13 protein-coding genes and 1 pseudogene are annotated in these 14,009 nt (G+C 48.8%); 8 read left to right on the top strand and 6 right to left on the bottom strand.

What is annotated here, in order from left to right; genetic code table 11:
• Positions 1-28 precede the first annotated feature (28 nt).
• Complete coding sequence (locus ACLQ7H_RS13990) at positions 29-274, top strand: alpha/beta hydrolase (RefSeq protein WP_411753191.1); 246 nt, start codon at positions 29-31, stop codon at positions 272-274.
• Positions 275-297: 23 nt separating this feature from the next.
• Here the strand turns inward: ACLQ7H_RS13990 and ACLQ7H_RS13985 are convergent.
• The 3 genes and pseudogenes from ACLQ7H_RS13985 to ACLQ7H_RS13975 all read right to left on the bottom strand — a co-directional run.
• Positions 298-480: pseudogene (locus ACLQ7H_RS13985) on the bottom strand (ATP-binding cassette domain-containing protein); the annotation flags it as partial.
• A gap of 353 nt (positions 481-833) precedes the next feature.
• Positions 834-1,064: a helix-turn-helix domain-containing protein gene (locus ACLQ7H_RS13980; protein ID WP_411753189.1), complete on the bottom strand. Its 231-nt coding sequence runs from the start codon at positions 1,062-1,064 to the stop codon at positions 834-836.
• Positions 1,065-1,075: 11 nt separating this feature from the next.
• Positions 1,076-1,636, bottom strand: coding sequence for a DUF2975 domain-containing protein (locus tag ACLQ7H_RS13975; RefSeq protein WP_411753188.1), 561 nt, complete (start codon positions 1,634-1,636; stop codon positions 1,076-1,078).
• Positions 1,637-1,972: 336 nt separating this feature from the next.
• Here ACLQ7H_RS13975 and ACLQ7H_RS13970 point away from each other — a divergent pair, with 336 nt between their 5' ends.
• The 3 genes from ACLQ7H_RS13970 (at position 1,973) to kch (ending at position 6,276) form a co-directional block, all read left to right on the top strand.
• Positions 1,973-4,396 (top strand): DUF3772 domain-containing protein, encoded by a 2,424-nt coding sequence (locus ACLQ7H_RS13970; RefSeq protein ID WP_411753187.1) that lies wholly within the window; start codon positions 1,973-1,975, stop codon positions 4,394-4,396.
• A 10-nt stretch (positions 4,397-4,406) separates the two neighbouring features.
• The gene (locus tag ACLQ7H_RS13965) at positions 4,407-5,015 is read left to right on the top strand and encodes a class I SAM-dependent DNA methyltransferase (RefSeq protein WP_411753190.1); all 609 of its coding nucleotides are present in this window, start codon (positions 4,407-4,409) and stop codon (positions 5,013-5,015) included.
• Positions 5,016-5,091: 76 nt separating this feature from the next.
• Positions 5,092-6,276, top strand: a complete 1,185-nt coding sequence (gene kch, locus ACLQ7H_RS13960) for a voltage-gated potassium channel protein (protein WP_411753186.1) — start codon at positions 5,092-5,094, stop codon at positions 6,274-6,276.
• 122 nt (positions 6,277-6,398) lie between these two features.
• Here kch and ACLQ7H_RS13955 read toward each other — a convergent pair whose 3' ends face one another.
• Positions 6,399-6,860, bottom strand: a complete 462-nt coding sequence (locus ACLQ7H_RS13955) for a hypothetical protein (RefSeq protein ID WP_411753185.1) — start codon at positions 6,858-6,860, stop codon at positions 6,399-6,401.
• A 949-nt stretch (positions 6,861-7,809) separates the two neighbouring features.
• Between ACLQ7H_RS13955 and ACLQ7H_RS13950 the strand changes: the two genes are divergently transcribed.
• Positions 7,810-9,126 carry a ferric reductase-like transmembrane domain-containing protein gene (locus ACLQ7H_RS13950; protein ID WP_411753184.1) on the top strand — a complete coding sequence of 439 codons (1,317 nt, stop codon included), beginning with the start codon at positions 7,810-7,812 and terminating at the stop codon, positions 9,124-9,126.
• A 420-nt stretch (positions 9,127-9,546) separates the two neighbouring features.
• Here ACLQ7H_RS13950 and ACLQ7H_RS13945 read toward each other — a convergent pair whose 3' ends face one another.
• Positions 9,547-10,086 (bottom strand): hypothetical protein, encoded by a 540-nt coding sequence (locus ACLQ7H_RS13945; protein WP_411753183.1) that lies wholly within the window; start codon positions 10,084-10,086, stop codon positions 9,547-9,549.
• A 65-nt stretch (positions 10,087-10,151) separates the two neighbouring features.
• Entirely contained in the window at positions 10,152-10,505 is a 354-nt protein-coding gene (locus ACLQ7H_RS13940) for a DUF4062 domain-containing protein (RefSeq protein WP_411753182.1), read from the bottom strand.
• 445 nt (positions 10,506-10,950) lie between these two features.
• Between ACLQ7H_RS13940 and ACLQ7H_RS13935 the strand changes: the two genes are divergently transcribed.
• From ACLQ7H_RS13935 to ACLQ7H_RS13925, 3 genes are all read left to right on the top strand, one after another.
• Positions 10,951-12,861: a PAAR domain-containing protein gene (locus ACLQ7H_RS13935; RefSeq protein ID WP_411753181.1), complete on the top strand. Its 1,911-nt coding sequence runs from the start codon at positions 10,951-10,953 to the stop codon at positions 12,859-12,861.
• Complete coding sequence (locus ACLQ7H_RS13930) at positions 12,858-13,559, top strand: DUF2931 family protein (protein ID WP_411753180.1); 702 nt, start codon at positions 12,858-12,860, stop codon at positions 13,557-13,559. Before ACLQ7H_RS13935 ends, ACLQ7H_RS13930 begins: the two co-directional genes overlap by 4 nt.
• Positions 13,560-13,724: 165 nt before the next feature.
• Positions 13,725-14,009 (top strand): hypothetical protein (locus ACLQ7H_RS13925; protein ID WP_411753179.1); only part of this gene is annotated, 285 nt, incomplete at its 3' end.

Below are 14,009 nucleotides of genomic sequence, written 5' to 3'. Positions count from 1 at the left end.
CAGTACCGCCGCCTCATTTCCCAACTACTTGCCGTTGCATGAGTATCCTCTGGATACGTGTGATTTCTGGCCATACCCTGGTCATGAGCAGCCGCATGCTCCATTGCCTTCTAGCGCTCTCCCGCCGTTGTTGTTTATTAGCCAGCGCTATGATCCTGTCACGCCATATCGTAACGCCCGTGAGATGGCTTCGAGTTTTAAAAGCCCGCTGATTACCCGCGAAGGGGATGGCCATACCGGCTCGCGTTCAGGGGATACCACCCGCTCAGCATGACTGCCACCACTCAGAATGGCGTAGACAGTGCCCGTGCTGGCAGGCAGATCGCCACTGAGAATTTTAAGCAGGGTGCTTTTGCCACAGCCGTTATGGCCGATTAAACCGATGCGGTCGCCCTTTTTCAGGCTAAAGGAAACCTCAGCCAGCAGCGGGCCGAAAGCGGTATCAATACCAACAGATTGTACAGAAAGTAAAGTCGTCATAATGCTTACTCAAGGTTACAGGCATGCAGATGCCTATCGTCAAAAAATTGCCGACGATAACCCGGTAAGCCGGAGGGAAGAACTTTGATGTGAGTAAACTTCGCTCAAGCTTAGGTTATCGGAGCACGATACCGGTAATGCTTGAGCAGCGACGATCACCAAGGTGAGGTGAGAATTTGAACCATTCACACGACAGCATAGGGGACCTCCTTTTCATAGTTTTTGGTTGATAGGTAAGCGGATTATAAAGCGGATTTGCGGTTTCTGCTACTAGCCTACCTGTCAGTTTGAGAATGGGCACTGCATGCAGTGCCCATTTAGAGATTCAATGAGTGGGTTACGTTTTGGGCCGATCACTCATCTTCTGCGTAGATTTCTGGGTCTTGGATATGCTCCAGTACATCTCCCGGCTGGCAATCAAGATAGCGGCAGATAGCATCCAGCGTAGCAAAACGGATCCCTTTCACCTTGCCTTGCTTTAACAACGAGAGGTTTTGCTCGGTGATGCCGGCAGCGGCGGCCAGATCTTTGGATTTGACTTTGCGTGTGGCTAACAACACGTCTAGCCGGACGACGATCGACATAATGGGTAACCTCACACGAACTGTTGATTTTCACAATGCAACTTGCTGGCCTGTTTCAGGATTTGGGCAATAACGGCAATACAGGCCGCGAGAAACAGGGCAACAATATTCCCTGCATCGATACCGAACGTCACCATCCGTTGGCCAACAGGCTCCTGCATGGTGATCCAATAGCTGAGAAAAGGCTGACACAATAGCTCTAAAATGGTCCAAATGGCGACGTATTGACCCATTTTTCCCAAGTGATGCGCAGCAATGCCTGAAAAATAGGCGCGTTGACCATAGGTTTGAAACAACTTACGTAAGTGATACAACCCCAGCGCCAGTGCCAGCAGCGGCACGCTCGATAAGAGAATGCCACCGGCAAGTTGCCACCCTGGGAAGTTATACAAATCAACACCCAGGGCGCTGATTAAATCGTTGGAGATGGAAAAATGAAATCCGTATCCGTCATTGGCGGCAACGCTGGGGAATAACCAATAGGCAGCATTAAGCAACAACATGGCAAGTAGTAAGCACAGTGTGATGGTCGCCATGCGTTGGCTGAAGCGAGTCAGGCGATCTAATGTCATAAAAACCTCGGGTCGTTGAGTGGAAGTCGCAGTGACTTTAGCCTTTTAATTATCGTAAAACAATAATTAATTATCAGAATACGATCATTTAAAGGGGTGTAGTCTAGAAAGCAATCGGCATGTGGTTGCTATTTGACCAGTGGGCAGTCGCGGGGGATGGCCGAATAGGAGCAAGTGAGACATCAGCCAAAATTTCTACTAACCTTCTCGGATTAATGCGCTTTTTCACTGAGTAGGTTGTTATTATACTCTCCGCTTATTGTTGACCAGGTGCGGTGATATTCATCGTTTCGCCTGTTGCGTTTATCGCCAACCCCATGCTGAGCATTCACCGTTATGATCAAGTCATTACAGATTTTCCTGTTCACCTTTTTGTTGTTCGGCTTACCGCTGACCCCGTTGGCCAATGCGGCACCGCAGGGTACTTCGGTTGAACTCAGCCCGCAGGAGATAGCGGCTTCACTGAAAAATTATCAAAAGCAGCTGGATAGCATCAAGCAACAGGTCTCAAAGGCGAGCACCGATGGTCAGTTGAACAAGCTGTTTGAAGCCACACAGGAGCTGTCTGCCGCGGCGGAAAAGTTGACCACCGATCTGCAACCCATGCAAGTGAAGTTGCAGGCACAGTTGGACGTGCTTGGCCCGCAGCCCGAACCTGGAGTAATGACCGAAACCGCCAGTGTGGTGCAACAACGCAATACGCTCAATAATGCCAAAAAACAGATGGACGATTCCTTAAAACGTTCGCAAGCCATCAGAACGGGGGCGCTCGACTTAGGGCAACAAATTACCGATCTGCGCCGCGTGGCCTTCAAATCCCAGCTGGCGTTGAATAGCGGCAGTATTGTTAGTTCGCAATTCTGGTTACCAGAGTCAAATTCACAGGCTGACGACCTGGCTCGCCTTAATGACTTTAAACAGCAACTGGAGCAAACCCTGGAGGCCAGTTGGCAGGAGGAATGGCGTTACGGGACTATAACTTTGTTGATCCTGGCTGCGGCTTGCTGGTCGCTGGGGCGCTATTTCGTTGAGCAGTTTTTTGCCTGGGTGTGTATTCGCTTTTTACCCGATGGCCGCTTACGTCGCAGTTTTATGGCATTAATGACGGTGTTGATCACGCTGTTTGCCACCACGTTGGCGCTAAACCTGCTTATTTCTGCATTCTCTCGTGTTCAGCCGCTGACGTCTCAGGTCCAGGATTTTGCCGATGGATTTATGCAGTTGGGCATTTTCTGCGCGCTGATTGCGGGATTAGGCAGAGCGTACCTTTCGCTGAGCCGTCCATCATGGCGTCTGGCGCAGATGGATGATGCCATTGCGAGCGGCATGCGTTTCCTGTCGCCGTTATTGGCCGGATTGGCTATGGCTTTTGGCACCGTGGAACTGGTTAATAACGTGATTGGTGCCAGTCTTGGTAGCACGGTGCTAGGTAATGGTCTGGCTACCGCACTGATGGCATTAATCTTGTTCGCAATACCGTTTCGGGCACGCCGTATCCGCTCTAAGCTAGAGCAGCAGGGGATGCATCTGGAAAAACGCTCGGTGATTGCTGGGATAGTCCATATCGTTATTATGGTATCGGCAACCGTGATCCTGTTATCACTGTTGATCGGCTATGTGGCTTTCGCTCGCTTCCTGACCTATCAGTTGATCTGGGGCGCACTGGTCCTGATGGCGTTCTATTTCCTGGTGATCTTTGCTACCGATTTCTGTACGGCCATCTTTTCCCCCCAGACGGCCAGTGGGCGGGCGCTGACAAAATCGCTCCACCTTAAAGATCGCCATCTTGAACAACTGACCGTCATCTTCACCGCGTTGTCTAAATGCTCTTTGATATTGTTGATGATTGTTGCCCTGATTAATGGGTCGTTTGGCACCACGACACCCAACTCCTTGCTGGAAAAAATCATTGCTATCCTGAGCGGCGAAGGGCTGAGGCGGCTGAATATCGTCCCAAGCAACCTGCTCAATGCGGTGGTTTGCCTGGCGATCGGTATCTATGTGCTGCGAGTCACCCAACGTTGGTTAAGCCATGAGTTGCTGCCCAAAACCATCAGCGATATCGGTATCCGCGCTTCGCTTGTTACCTTGTTCAGTAACGTCGGCTATGTGCTGCTGATCCTGATCACCCTGGCGACGTTGGGTATCCAGTGGAATAACCTGGCCTGGATAGTGAGTGCGCTATCGGTAGGTATCGGTTTTGGCCTGCAGGAAATCGTGAAGAACTTTATCTCTGGCCTGATCCTGTTAACGGAGCGCCCGGTAAAAGTCGGCGATATGATCGGTATCGGCGGGGTTGAAGGGGATGTACGGCGAATCAATGTCCGCGCCACCGAGATCCAGCTGAGCGATCGCTCGACCATGATTGTGCCTAACTCTCAGCTGATCTCGCAGAACGTGCGTAACGCCACCATGGGGAATGCCCAAGGGGTGGTCACCGTCGCGCTGACTTTCCCCACCGATATCGATCCCGAGCAGGTACGCAATGTGTTGCTGAGTGCCTACCATGAACACGAATCCATTCTGGAAACGCCTGCTCCTTACGTTCGCTTCAGCCAGCTAGGCCCAGACGGGATTATCCTCAGCGTGACCGGTTACGTTGCCAGCCCACGCATGGTCGGCGCCACCAAGAGCGATCTGCTGTTCAATATCTTGAAGCTCCTGCGGGCCCATAATGTCAACCTTTCCAGTCCGCAAGAGGTGGTGTTTATGAAGCACCGGGAAAAAAGTCTGGTTGATGAAGAAGAACATTCATCATGAGGTCACACTGATGAGTCACTCAATGGCCGATAACATCATCAGCATTTATCAACGGCATGCCGGGGCGTTTGAGCAGAAGCGGTCAACCACTCTGTTTGAGCAACCCTGGTTGGACCGCTTCCTGAGCCTGTTGCCCAACAACGGGCGGATCCTGGATATTGGCTGCGGCAACGGCATGCCGATCGCCGGTTATTTTATCCGCCAGGGCTTTCAGGTGACGGGGGTGGACAGTTCGCAGCCGATGATCGACCATTGCCTACAACGCTTCCCGGAGCAGCGCTGGGCTGTGGCCGATATGAGAACCCTGGCGCTAGCAGACAAATTTGATGGGCTAATTGCCTGGGACAGTTTTTTCCATCTGACGCGCGAAGATCAGCGCCAGATGTTTAACATTTTCCGGCAACATGCTCAGAGCAAGGCTGCATTAATGTTTACCAGCGGCACCAGCAATGGCGAAGCTATCGGCACGTTCGAAGGCGAACCCCTTTATCATGCCAGCCTGGCCCCCGAAGAGTATCGGCAGTTATTGCAGGAGCAGGGGTTTAGCGTGGTGAAAACGATAGTAGAAGATCCGGACTGTGGTGGGCGTACCGTCTGGTTGGCGCAACATAGCGAGTGATCCCTGCATCACTTTCAGCCACAGTCCGCTATAAATAGGTTATTGGCCAAGTATTGGTGCTGAAATGATGAACGTGATGAAAATCATAAGAAAGATAGAAAACTACGTACCGCCAACGTTTATCCTGGCGTTGATGGTTGCGCATAATGGCTACTTGATACTTAGCCCGATCCTGTGGCATGGGTTGCAACATTCTGATGATTTTTTGGAAAATTTCAGCTCCTGGCAACAGGCTCTGGGGTTTCTCGATGCGATGGATATTCCCCGCTTTATGATCGGCATTGTGCTGTTCTTTATGGCGGGTATGTTGCTGTTAAAAACGCGTGTTGCCTGGTTTTTCTCGTTGCTGATGCTCAGTTGTATCGTCATCGTTGATGTGGTTATCTTTAAGCAAGTCACGGCATTGGTGGGGTATTCGCTGCTCACTATCTTAGGGCTGCTATTCTATTGGCGCCGTTTCGACCAGCATAAACTGGCGAGTACCAGTTTTTTTGCTGTCACCAGTATGGCCTCATTGATTGTCTATAGTATGTTAGGAACGTTGTACATTGGCGATCAATTCACCCCCGGGGTCACCGACCTGCCCACGGCGTTTTATTTTGCCGTTGTCTGCATGTCTACTGTCGGCTTTGGCGATATCATTCCGCATACCACTGCTGCGCGGATGTTCACACTCACGGTGATTATCTTTGGCATTACCATTTTTACCGCTTCCCTGGCATCGGTCGCTGGCGTGCTAATCAGACAAAATCTTCAACGTATTATCAAAGGGCGGTTCTCTCACATGGCTCGCAAAAATCATTATATTATTGTTGGTACCTCTTCACTGGCACAAAATGTCTATCAGGGATTAATTGACAGCGGCGGTAACGTGACCATTGTTTGTGAGCCAGGTAACAAGCAGCATTTTTCCGATCATGCGGATGTGGTTGAGGGTGATCCTTCAGCTGTTGCGACACTGGCATTAGCCGGGGCTGAAAAGGCGAAATATATTGTTGCTTTGACCGAAAGCGATGCGGTTAACGCTTTCATCATATTGGCTGCCAAAGAGGTGGGTGGGGCAGACACCAAAACCATCACGTTGGTCAATGAAAGCCAGAATATGAACAAGATCAAACGCGTCAAACCCGATGCCGTACTCTCATTGCAGCTGTTGGGCAGTGAATTGCTGGTGCGATCGCTCAATGGTGAGGTGGTTAATCACGATCTGAATATTGATGCGTTTTTCAGCAACGGTGAGGGTGTTGCCAAGAGCCGGTAACTGGACCCCGTTCCCGCACCACCGAAGAGGTGCGGGGGAGGTTTTTTAGCGATCAAATCCCCATTCAGACCATTTGCTTTTGATTTTCTCCTGTAGTGGCAGCGGATAATTGGTGGCAAAGCTCAATAACGGTGCATCTGACCGTTGAGGGCGGTGACTGAGGTTGCTGGATCGTCACCCATCCACAGGGTGCCCGCCTCGTGTACCAACCCCTGATTGCGAATATTATCCGGCGGCGATTTTTCCCAGGTAAAACTGCCATCCGGGTTATTGTGCTGGTATTCAAGAGGGGCATCGCCAGCAATGGCGTGCATCACGTCATAGGTGGTTTTATCCATTGCATCCCAGAATTGACGGTCGATTTCCTTCATCTGGATATACACCTCGGCCTCACCCCGTGTGTTGGTAGTGACGTAATTCCACGAGTTTGCCGAGCGTTCCCCGAGGAATTCCCCCATGGAATGCAGCATAATCACCACGTAGTCAGGATCCTGATAGGTGGCAACGGCTTCTGGCGAAGACGCGTCTGGCAGAATGCGGTACAACACGTCGTAGCTTTCTGTTGGTTGCGGGTTCCCACTCATAATAAAAGGCCGCTTGGCCAGTACCGAGTAACTCAAAGCGGTCGAAACCGGTTAATAAACGGGAAAGGTCGATAAATTGCTGTAGTGCCGCATCGGATGCAAGTTGTTCATCGCTCATAAGGTGCTGCCTGTATAGGTTTTTATTATGGCGGCATTATTATTGCCACCGGGAATAATCAATAAAACAGGTTGCATTAGTCGCTTTATTTATTGCTATGGATTAATAGGGGTGTATTAATCCCTGAGCCTCCAGTAACGTGGATGTTCATGATTTTTGTTTTTTAGACGCACTAAAAAGTACGCTATTGTAAAAACAATAACGGTAATTTAATTCATATTAACCTTTTGAATTGGAACGAATAGTGTGTGCCGCGCGCAAGCAAGATCACCGCTGGTGGCGAACAGTTACGTGAGGCTCACAAAGGTTACTTCCCGGGCTAATTATATTAGCGGTGAATTGCTATGTTAAATAAAATGAAATACACATAGCGTGCCAGCATTGCGCAGGCGCGTGTTATCCCATTAAAATAAAAGCTCATTCAGAATGTTACGGGGTAAAGTACGTGGTTAAGTTTTGTAATTCACTTAATCCACCACATTCTTCAGAGTGTAATAAATATGGTATGAGAGGCCATATTCCGCAAGCTTAAGCATTAATAAAGTATTTAATGATATATTATTCCCGTAAGTGCAAGATGTTTTGCTGCCAAAATTTTCAGATAAGCATAAAATCCCGATTGTTAAATTTTTACCACCTTAACTAACCTGAAGCGGCATCAACGTCCACCGGGTTCACAAGTTAGCAAGGGGAGTTGGAATGATTGAAATTAGTGACGCTGTCACTTAAACACGGCGTTGAAGATAAGAAACGCTGGTTATCCCCGGTGGAATAGTAAATCTCAGGTGCTGAATTATACTGATTTCATAACGTTCTGCTCGGGGATCCCCAATGAACTACCAGATACGTAGTGTTGGTTGGCTCTTGATTTATCTGTTTTTCATCCTTGCCCCGTTGTTCGCGCTTTTGATGGGGGCAATGCCACCCGCACGCGATTTCTGGACCGAGCTTTCGGTTGCCTTAGGCTATGCCGGGTTGGCCATTATGGGGTTACAGTTCGGCCTTACTGCCCGGTTTCGCTACGTGACCGAGCCATTGGGTGAAGACGTTATCTATCATTTCCACCGTCAGATATCGCTGATCGCGGTAGGATTGGTGATTGCCCATCCAATCATTCTGTTTATTGCCCGCCCCGAACTGCTGGCGCTACTCAATTTTATCGAGGCACCGTGGCGTGCTCGTTTTGCCGCACTTTCTACCTATTCACTGATCGCGCTAGTGATCATGGCCCTCTGGCGAGTGCCGTTGAAAATCCGTTACGAAACCTGGCATCGCACTCATATCATTCTGGCACTGGTTGCTCTGGCCGCTGGGATCTTGCATATGATTGGCTGGAGCTACTATCTGGGCGATCCTTTGAAGCGTGGGCTGTGGATGGTACTTATCATTTTCTGGCTTGGTCTGTTGCTCTACGTCCGGGTTATCAAGCCGCTATTTATGTTGAGAAAACCTTACCGGATTACACAAGTGCGCCAGGAGCGGGGGGATACCACCACTTTATTGATGCAACCGGAAGGGCATGCAGGCTTTCGTTTCTCGCCCGGTCAGTTTGGCTGGTTGACCGTTTGGGGTAGCCCGTTCAGCATCACGGGCCACCCATTCTCATTTTCCTCTAGTGCGGAGGTGCAGGATGGACGCATCGAGATGTCCATTCGTAATCTGGGTGATTTCACCAGCAGCATAAGCACGCTGAAGGTGGGACAACGCGTGTACCTTGATGGCCCTTATGGAGCATTTACGCTTGGCCAGCAATCTGATATGCGTGTGCTGATTGCTGGTGGTGTAGGTATCACGCCAATGATAAGCATGATCCGCACGCTTGCCGATCGCGGCGATCGCCAACCGGTGATCCTGATTTATGGCAGCAAAGACTGGGAATCGATTACCTTTCGCGAAGAACTGGACGCTTTGCAAAGCAGAGTGAACCTGACGGTTGTCCACGTGCTGACTCAGCCGCCAGAAGACTGGTCTGGCGAACGAGGATTTATCAATGCGGAGCTGTTTAAACGCCATTTGCCGCCGATTTATGCTGACCATGAGTATTTTATCTGTGGGCCAAACGTGATGATGGATGCCATAGAGAAGACGCTGTCTGAGCTGAATGTGCCGATGTCCCAGTATCATTCTGAACGCTACAACTTTGCCTGAGGAGACACGCTATGCGCCGTCAGTATGCCGATCGTCTGGGGCGATTGCCACCGCAGTGATTATTATTTTGTTGGCCTTGCTGTTTGCTTATTTGCGGGTGAGTTGACTGGCTAAAGCTTTTAGACTGCAGATATTCACGACCAGGTTCATAATGCAGGGACGATGTGTGCTGGTATAGAGGCGCAGCATGCGGCACCCCTATGGTAGAACATTTTCGACCCCTGCAAATTCAGCAACACAATACATTTGACCTGTTTTCTTTCACGACGTGCTTTAACTTCATTACCGAGGAAAGTGAATCCTTTCTTTGGGTCAATAATGCTGGATTCTTCTTTAGATATTTCGAGGTGAAGTTCAGCTTCAACTGATTATCTCGAAAAAACGAGATAATCAATTTATTTACAAAGCAAAGTAGCGCACTTAGAATGGAATGTCATCATCATCATCATCATCAGAAGGAGGGTTAATAGTTATTACTGTTACCAGTTCGCTCCGCCAGTCTGCTGGTGTCATAACTTTCAATTTTCCTTTACTATCAAAAATATCTTTACTTACACGAATGCACTTTAGCAATTTATGATTATCAAAATCATAAAAATCCTTAGGTGAGGAAATATCATCAAGATTATAAGCACGTGCACTCAGCAATTGAGTGAGTTCTTCAAGATTATAAAAAATAACCCTATATGATATTCCTGCAACTTTCTTTATTGCCTCAAAAGCTGGATGGTGAAGCATTAAAATATCATTAACTTGCTTTGGGTTTTTTTCATTAAGTAATACATTCACTAGAGAACGCAATGTTTCGCTACTTGTTTTAATATCACCAATCAACTTACTCTCAAACTCCCTAGAAGTTGTAGCAAGTAATCTCTGGAAAAGCCCTGCCCATTGCTCCTTCAAAAAACGAATAATATCTTCAACTGTTTCAAAAGGTTCTACCGGGTTCCCAACATTCAAATTAAAGATAGACTGGAGGAAATCAAAAACTCTTATATTATCTACGGAAACCGGTGAGAAGCCTTCTAAGTGTTTGTTTTTTGGTATGTGTAGTATTCTGAGTGTACAGATTTATCTACAAATAAATAGACCTGCTTCCCCTTTTCAAAAGCTTCATTTATTTCATTCTGAGTTATTGATGAGTCATTATTACGAGAGGTTGTACCAAATTTCCCACCTATAACTGCAATCAGAATGTCACAGGTATGTATCTCCCTGTAGCAATAGTTCTCTAACGACTCTTCCTTACCCCATGGTATATGACCTCGTTCAAATAGGACTGGATCATAACCCATTTCCTTAACAAAACGTTCAAGACTAGCCCGCATTGACCGTAAATCAAAGAAAGTTGAACTAATAAAAATACGTGGTTTTGCCATAAAAAAACCTTTTTTAACTTGCCACCGCGAAGCGGGTCGGGGTTCTGTGACACTCGAATTTTAGTATGATAAGCCATACTAATGTCAGGGGCAACTCTGGATCATGATAGTTTTGCTGTTGAAACTCTTGCTTGAAAAGCAGGAACTACAACGAGACACAAATGCACCATCACAGACATACTTTAAATACAAAGAAACAACGAAAAGGAAATCTCCTGGCACGCGATAAAGGGTTGGAAGAAATCTTACAGGAAGATGTTTGGTGGTTGGGCATGGCTGTCTGATGGCAAGCTTGTCATTGCGGTCCAGACGTTTATTATCCACGATGGCGTTCTAGTCAATTTTTGACAGTTTGTCGTAGGGAGTTTAGTCTGGTTCCGGATACAACCCATAATAAAACATGGAGTAATGTCATGGAAGAGGCTTACAAGGAGGTTCGCAGGGTATGAGCCGAGGGATGAACTATCAGGGGATATCAGTCATTTGCCAAGGTGATACGACCACCACCGGGGGGCGGGTACTGGAGGGGGCACAGGGAAATCATTACACGTGTGATAGTATTCCTGTTGCGCTGAAAGGGCATAAGGTTTCGTGCCCGGCTTGCGGGAAAATCGGGGTTATTGCCGAAGGGGAAGTAAACTTACGTTTTTACGGCGTACCAACCGCACTTGACGGCCATCGTGTGGCGTGTGGTTGCCCAGCCGGTAGCCATCGTCTTGTTGCGAGCAGTCAACCGCTTTCGGTTGCCCCATCCATATCTCCGCGCTCAATGCTGATGAATAGCGGACCGGCAGCGGAGCCAGCGCAGTATGCTCAGAACACGAAGAAACAGGCAGCAGAGCCAGAGCAGCACGCGCAGGTGGCCAAAAAGGAAAGGCAGAAGCGGGAAATTACCCTGACCATTGGGGTATTTTTCGACGGCACCGGCAATAATGCGGATAATACCGCCGCCAGCCTTGATGCCTGCTCCGGAGAGCATTTTGGGATGAACAATGCCGATGCTCAGTCAGCTTATTTCCAGTGTGTTCAGCTAAAAAGCGGACACAGCGGCTTCGCGGCAGGAAGTCATCTCGGTTATTACACCAATGTGCACTGGCTCAATACGCTGTACTCTACCAACCTCCCCGTTGATAGCGAGCAGGGACAGAACGCAATTTATATCGAGGGGATTGGTACGGAAAGCGGGGAAGGCGACAGTGCTTACGGGATGGGCACCGGCCGGGGTCACTCCGGTGTGGTGAGTAAAACCGACAAGGCAGTGAGGGCACTGGTTGCCGCCATCAAAGACTATTTAACCAATCCATCCGGAACCGATATCGACACCGTCAGGGAATTACAGTTTGATATTTTCGGTTTCAGCCGGGGAGCGGCGGCGGCACGGCATTTTGCCAACCGGGTATTCAGTCAGGATCAGGCGATTATCGCTGCCATCAAGGCCGGCCTGGGAAGTATTGAGTTCTCAGGCACGCCCGGCGGTAAAACCCGTTTTCTGGGGATATTTGATACGGTGGCTGGCATCGGTACGCCGGTCAACGGGTTCAATCCGCACAGCGCCGATACGGGCGAGGTGAATATTGTGCTGCGGCCGGGGGTGGCCGAGAAGGTATTTCATATCACCGCACAGCACGAATGCCGGTTTAACTTTGCATTGAACAGTGTGAAGCCTGCGTGGCCGGAACTGGCTTTGCCTGGTGCGCACTCTGACATTGGTGGCGGTTATAACCCTGATGAGTACGAAGCCTATTTCATTACCCGTCCGCAGTTTGAAACCGTGCCCTTTACCACACCTGATACGAAAACGCGGGTTTATCAGCAGGCCTGTGAACAACTCAGTGCGATGGATACCTGGCCGGCGATTGCCCCTTTGTTGCAGGCATTGGAGATTAACATTGATACCTGGCACGACGAGCGGATGCCAGCCGATCGCTACGGCTTACCGCAAAAACGCAGCGGGGCGGCAGCGGTCATTGAGCGCCCAACGCGCAACGACTGGTCGAAGGTGGTGCTGCGGGTGATGATCGATGCGGCACAGGACGCAGGCGTGGTATTCGATCCCATATTACCTAAAGACGATAATCTGTCACTGCGAGCTGATCTGAACAGCCTGTGTGAAAAAGCGATTGTGATGGGCCGCGCGGTACGGAATGGGACATCTGCTCCCGGCTTTGCCACTCAGGAAATCGAAATGCTGGCAGAAAAATATATCCACTGTTCAGCCAACTGGAACAGTGTGGTCAGAGATGGTGAGGGAATGGTAGCTGGGGCAGTCAAACCGGCGAAGCTGGTGACCTTTACCAACCGTCCTGACGAACGCTGGCAGCGAACGGTTTACGATATGGATGGAAATAAAATATGAAAATAACCCGTCTGGCGGGGCTTCTTCCGGTACTGGTGCTGATGGCGTGCCACGGTGCGGGCCAGCCCGAGGCTTCTGTCCAAAACGATGTGCCCACCGAGTGGAAATTTAATTTTTTCACGCCTCAGGCGCTGCCTGCGGTAGTAACTTTTGTCGCTATCCTTGATGCTGGCGGTACGGATTATCGATTTAATACTCTCGACAGCACGAAGGCGCTGTATGGCGTTGTTGGCGAATGGAACGACCGCGTGCGGGCGCTCAACGGGCACTGGAATCACGTTAAGCAACCCCCCAGGCATATCCTTTTTTGCTGGGATTCGGTGATAGATAAAAAGGTGTATGAAACCCATCTGACCTTACCAAACTCGGTGGTGGAAAAGATGCGTAACCCAAGTGGGAAAAGTGATCCGTTCAATAATATCTATGACAAAGTGCAAATTGGTCTGACTCCAGGAGGTAAGGTTGCAGTCTGGCTACGAGGTATCGGAAATCAGCCCAATTATCGTGTGGCGCCATCGGTCTTAAAGACCGTGTCCAGGGATAAATTAGAGCTTTGCAAAGGGATAACCAAGTGTGATTTTTCTTATGGATATGACAAAGACATAATGGATTTTATTAAGGGGAGAGCGTATCCGTATGGTAATTGGTGGCAGGTATTTATCCTAACTTCCTCCATCTGTGCGACACAACTATCCTGACACTGAGGGGTTGTAAGGTGAAACTTATCGAATGCGCGCCTGACCTACATAATTATTTTTTTGCTCCGGTTGTCGCCTCCATGCGTTGACGCTCATAAGATGGGACTTGCTTTTTTTTGTGTGATATAAGTGATTTTCGTTCTTATTTTTCGAAAAGGAGTTTGTATGAGCTCGAACAAAGAAATTGAAAGCGCTGAGTTTAAGAAAGCGATAGAAGAAAATAAAATATATTTAGATATTAGTCAGTTAGTAAGTGGTAATGGTGAACCAGCAAGCAAGGATAATTTAAGTGAATCAGTAAGTGGTGATGGTATCATCACAGCTTATGAAACGTTTTTTGCTACAGATGGCACGCCAATTAATTTCTATTCGTCGGAATCAGAGAGTGGAACGTTAAATCATTATCAATTTTTTGACGCTACTGGTAATAACTGGAATCTATACCAGTCG

The organism is Serratia sp. (in: enterobacteria) (assembly GCF_046715635.1).
GTDB lineage: Bacteria > Pseudomonadota > Gammaproteobacteria > Enterobacterales > Enterobacteriaceae > Chania.
Note: the sequence above shows the minus strand (reverse complement) of the source record. Positions and strands in the feature narration are given on the sequence as shown.

Coding starts and splice junctions, on each gene's coding strand:
- ACLQ7H_RS13950 (WP_411753184.1), top strand. CDS start 7,810: ATGAACTACCAGATACGTAGTGTTGGTTGGCTCTTGATTTATCTGTTT.
- ACLQ7H_RS13930 (WP_411753180.1), top strand. CDS start 12,858: ATGAAAATAACCCGTCTGGCGGGGCTTCTTCCGGTACTGGTGCTGATG.
- ACLQ7H_RS13940 (WP_411753182.1), bottom strand. CDS start 10,505: ATGGCAAAACCACGTATTTTTATTAGTTCAACTTTCTTTGATTTACGG.
- ACLQ7H_RS13970 (WP_411753187.1), top strand. CDS start 1,973: ATGATCAAGTCATTACAGATTTTCCTGTTCACCTTTTTGTTGTTCGGC.
- ACLQ7H_RS13975 (WP_411753188.1), bottom strand. CDS start 1,636: ATGACATTAGATCGCCTGACTCGCTTCAGCCAACGCATGGCGACCATC.
- ACLQ7H_RS13935 (WP_411753181.1), top strand. CDS start 10,951: ATGAGCCGAGGGATGAACTATCAGGGGATATCAGTCATTTGCCAAGGT.
- ACLQ7H_RS13980 (WP_411753189.1), bottom strand. CDS start 1,064: ATGTCGATCGTCGTCCGGCTAGACGTGTTGTTAGCCACACGCAAAGTC.
- ACLQ7H_RS13965 (WP_411753190.1), top strand. CDS start 4,407: ATGAGTCACTCAATGGCCGATAACATCATCAGCATTTATCAACGGCAT.
- kch (WP_411753186.1), top strand. CDS start 5,092: ATGAAAATCATAAGAAAGATAGAAAACTACGTACCGCCAACGTTTATC.
- ACLQ7H_RS13955 (WP_411753185.1), bottom strand. CDS start 6,860: ATGAGTGGGAACCCGCAACCAACAGAAAGCTACGACGTGTTGTACCGC.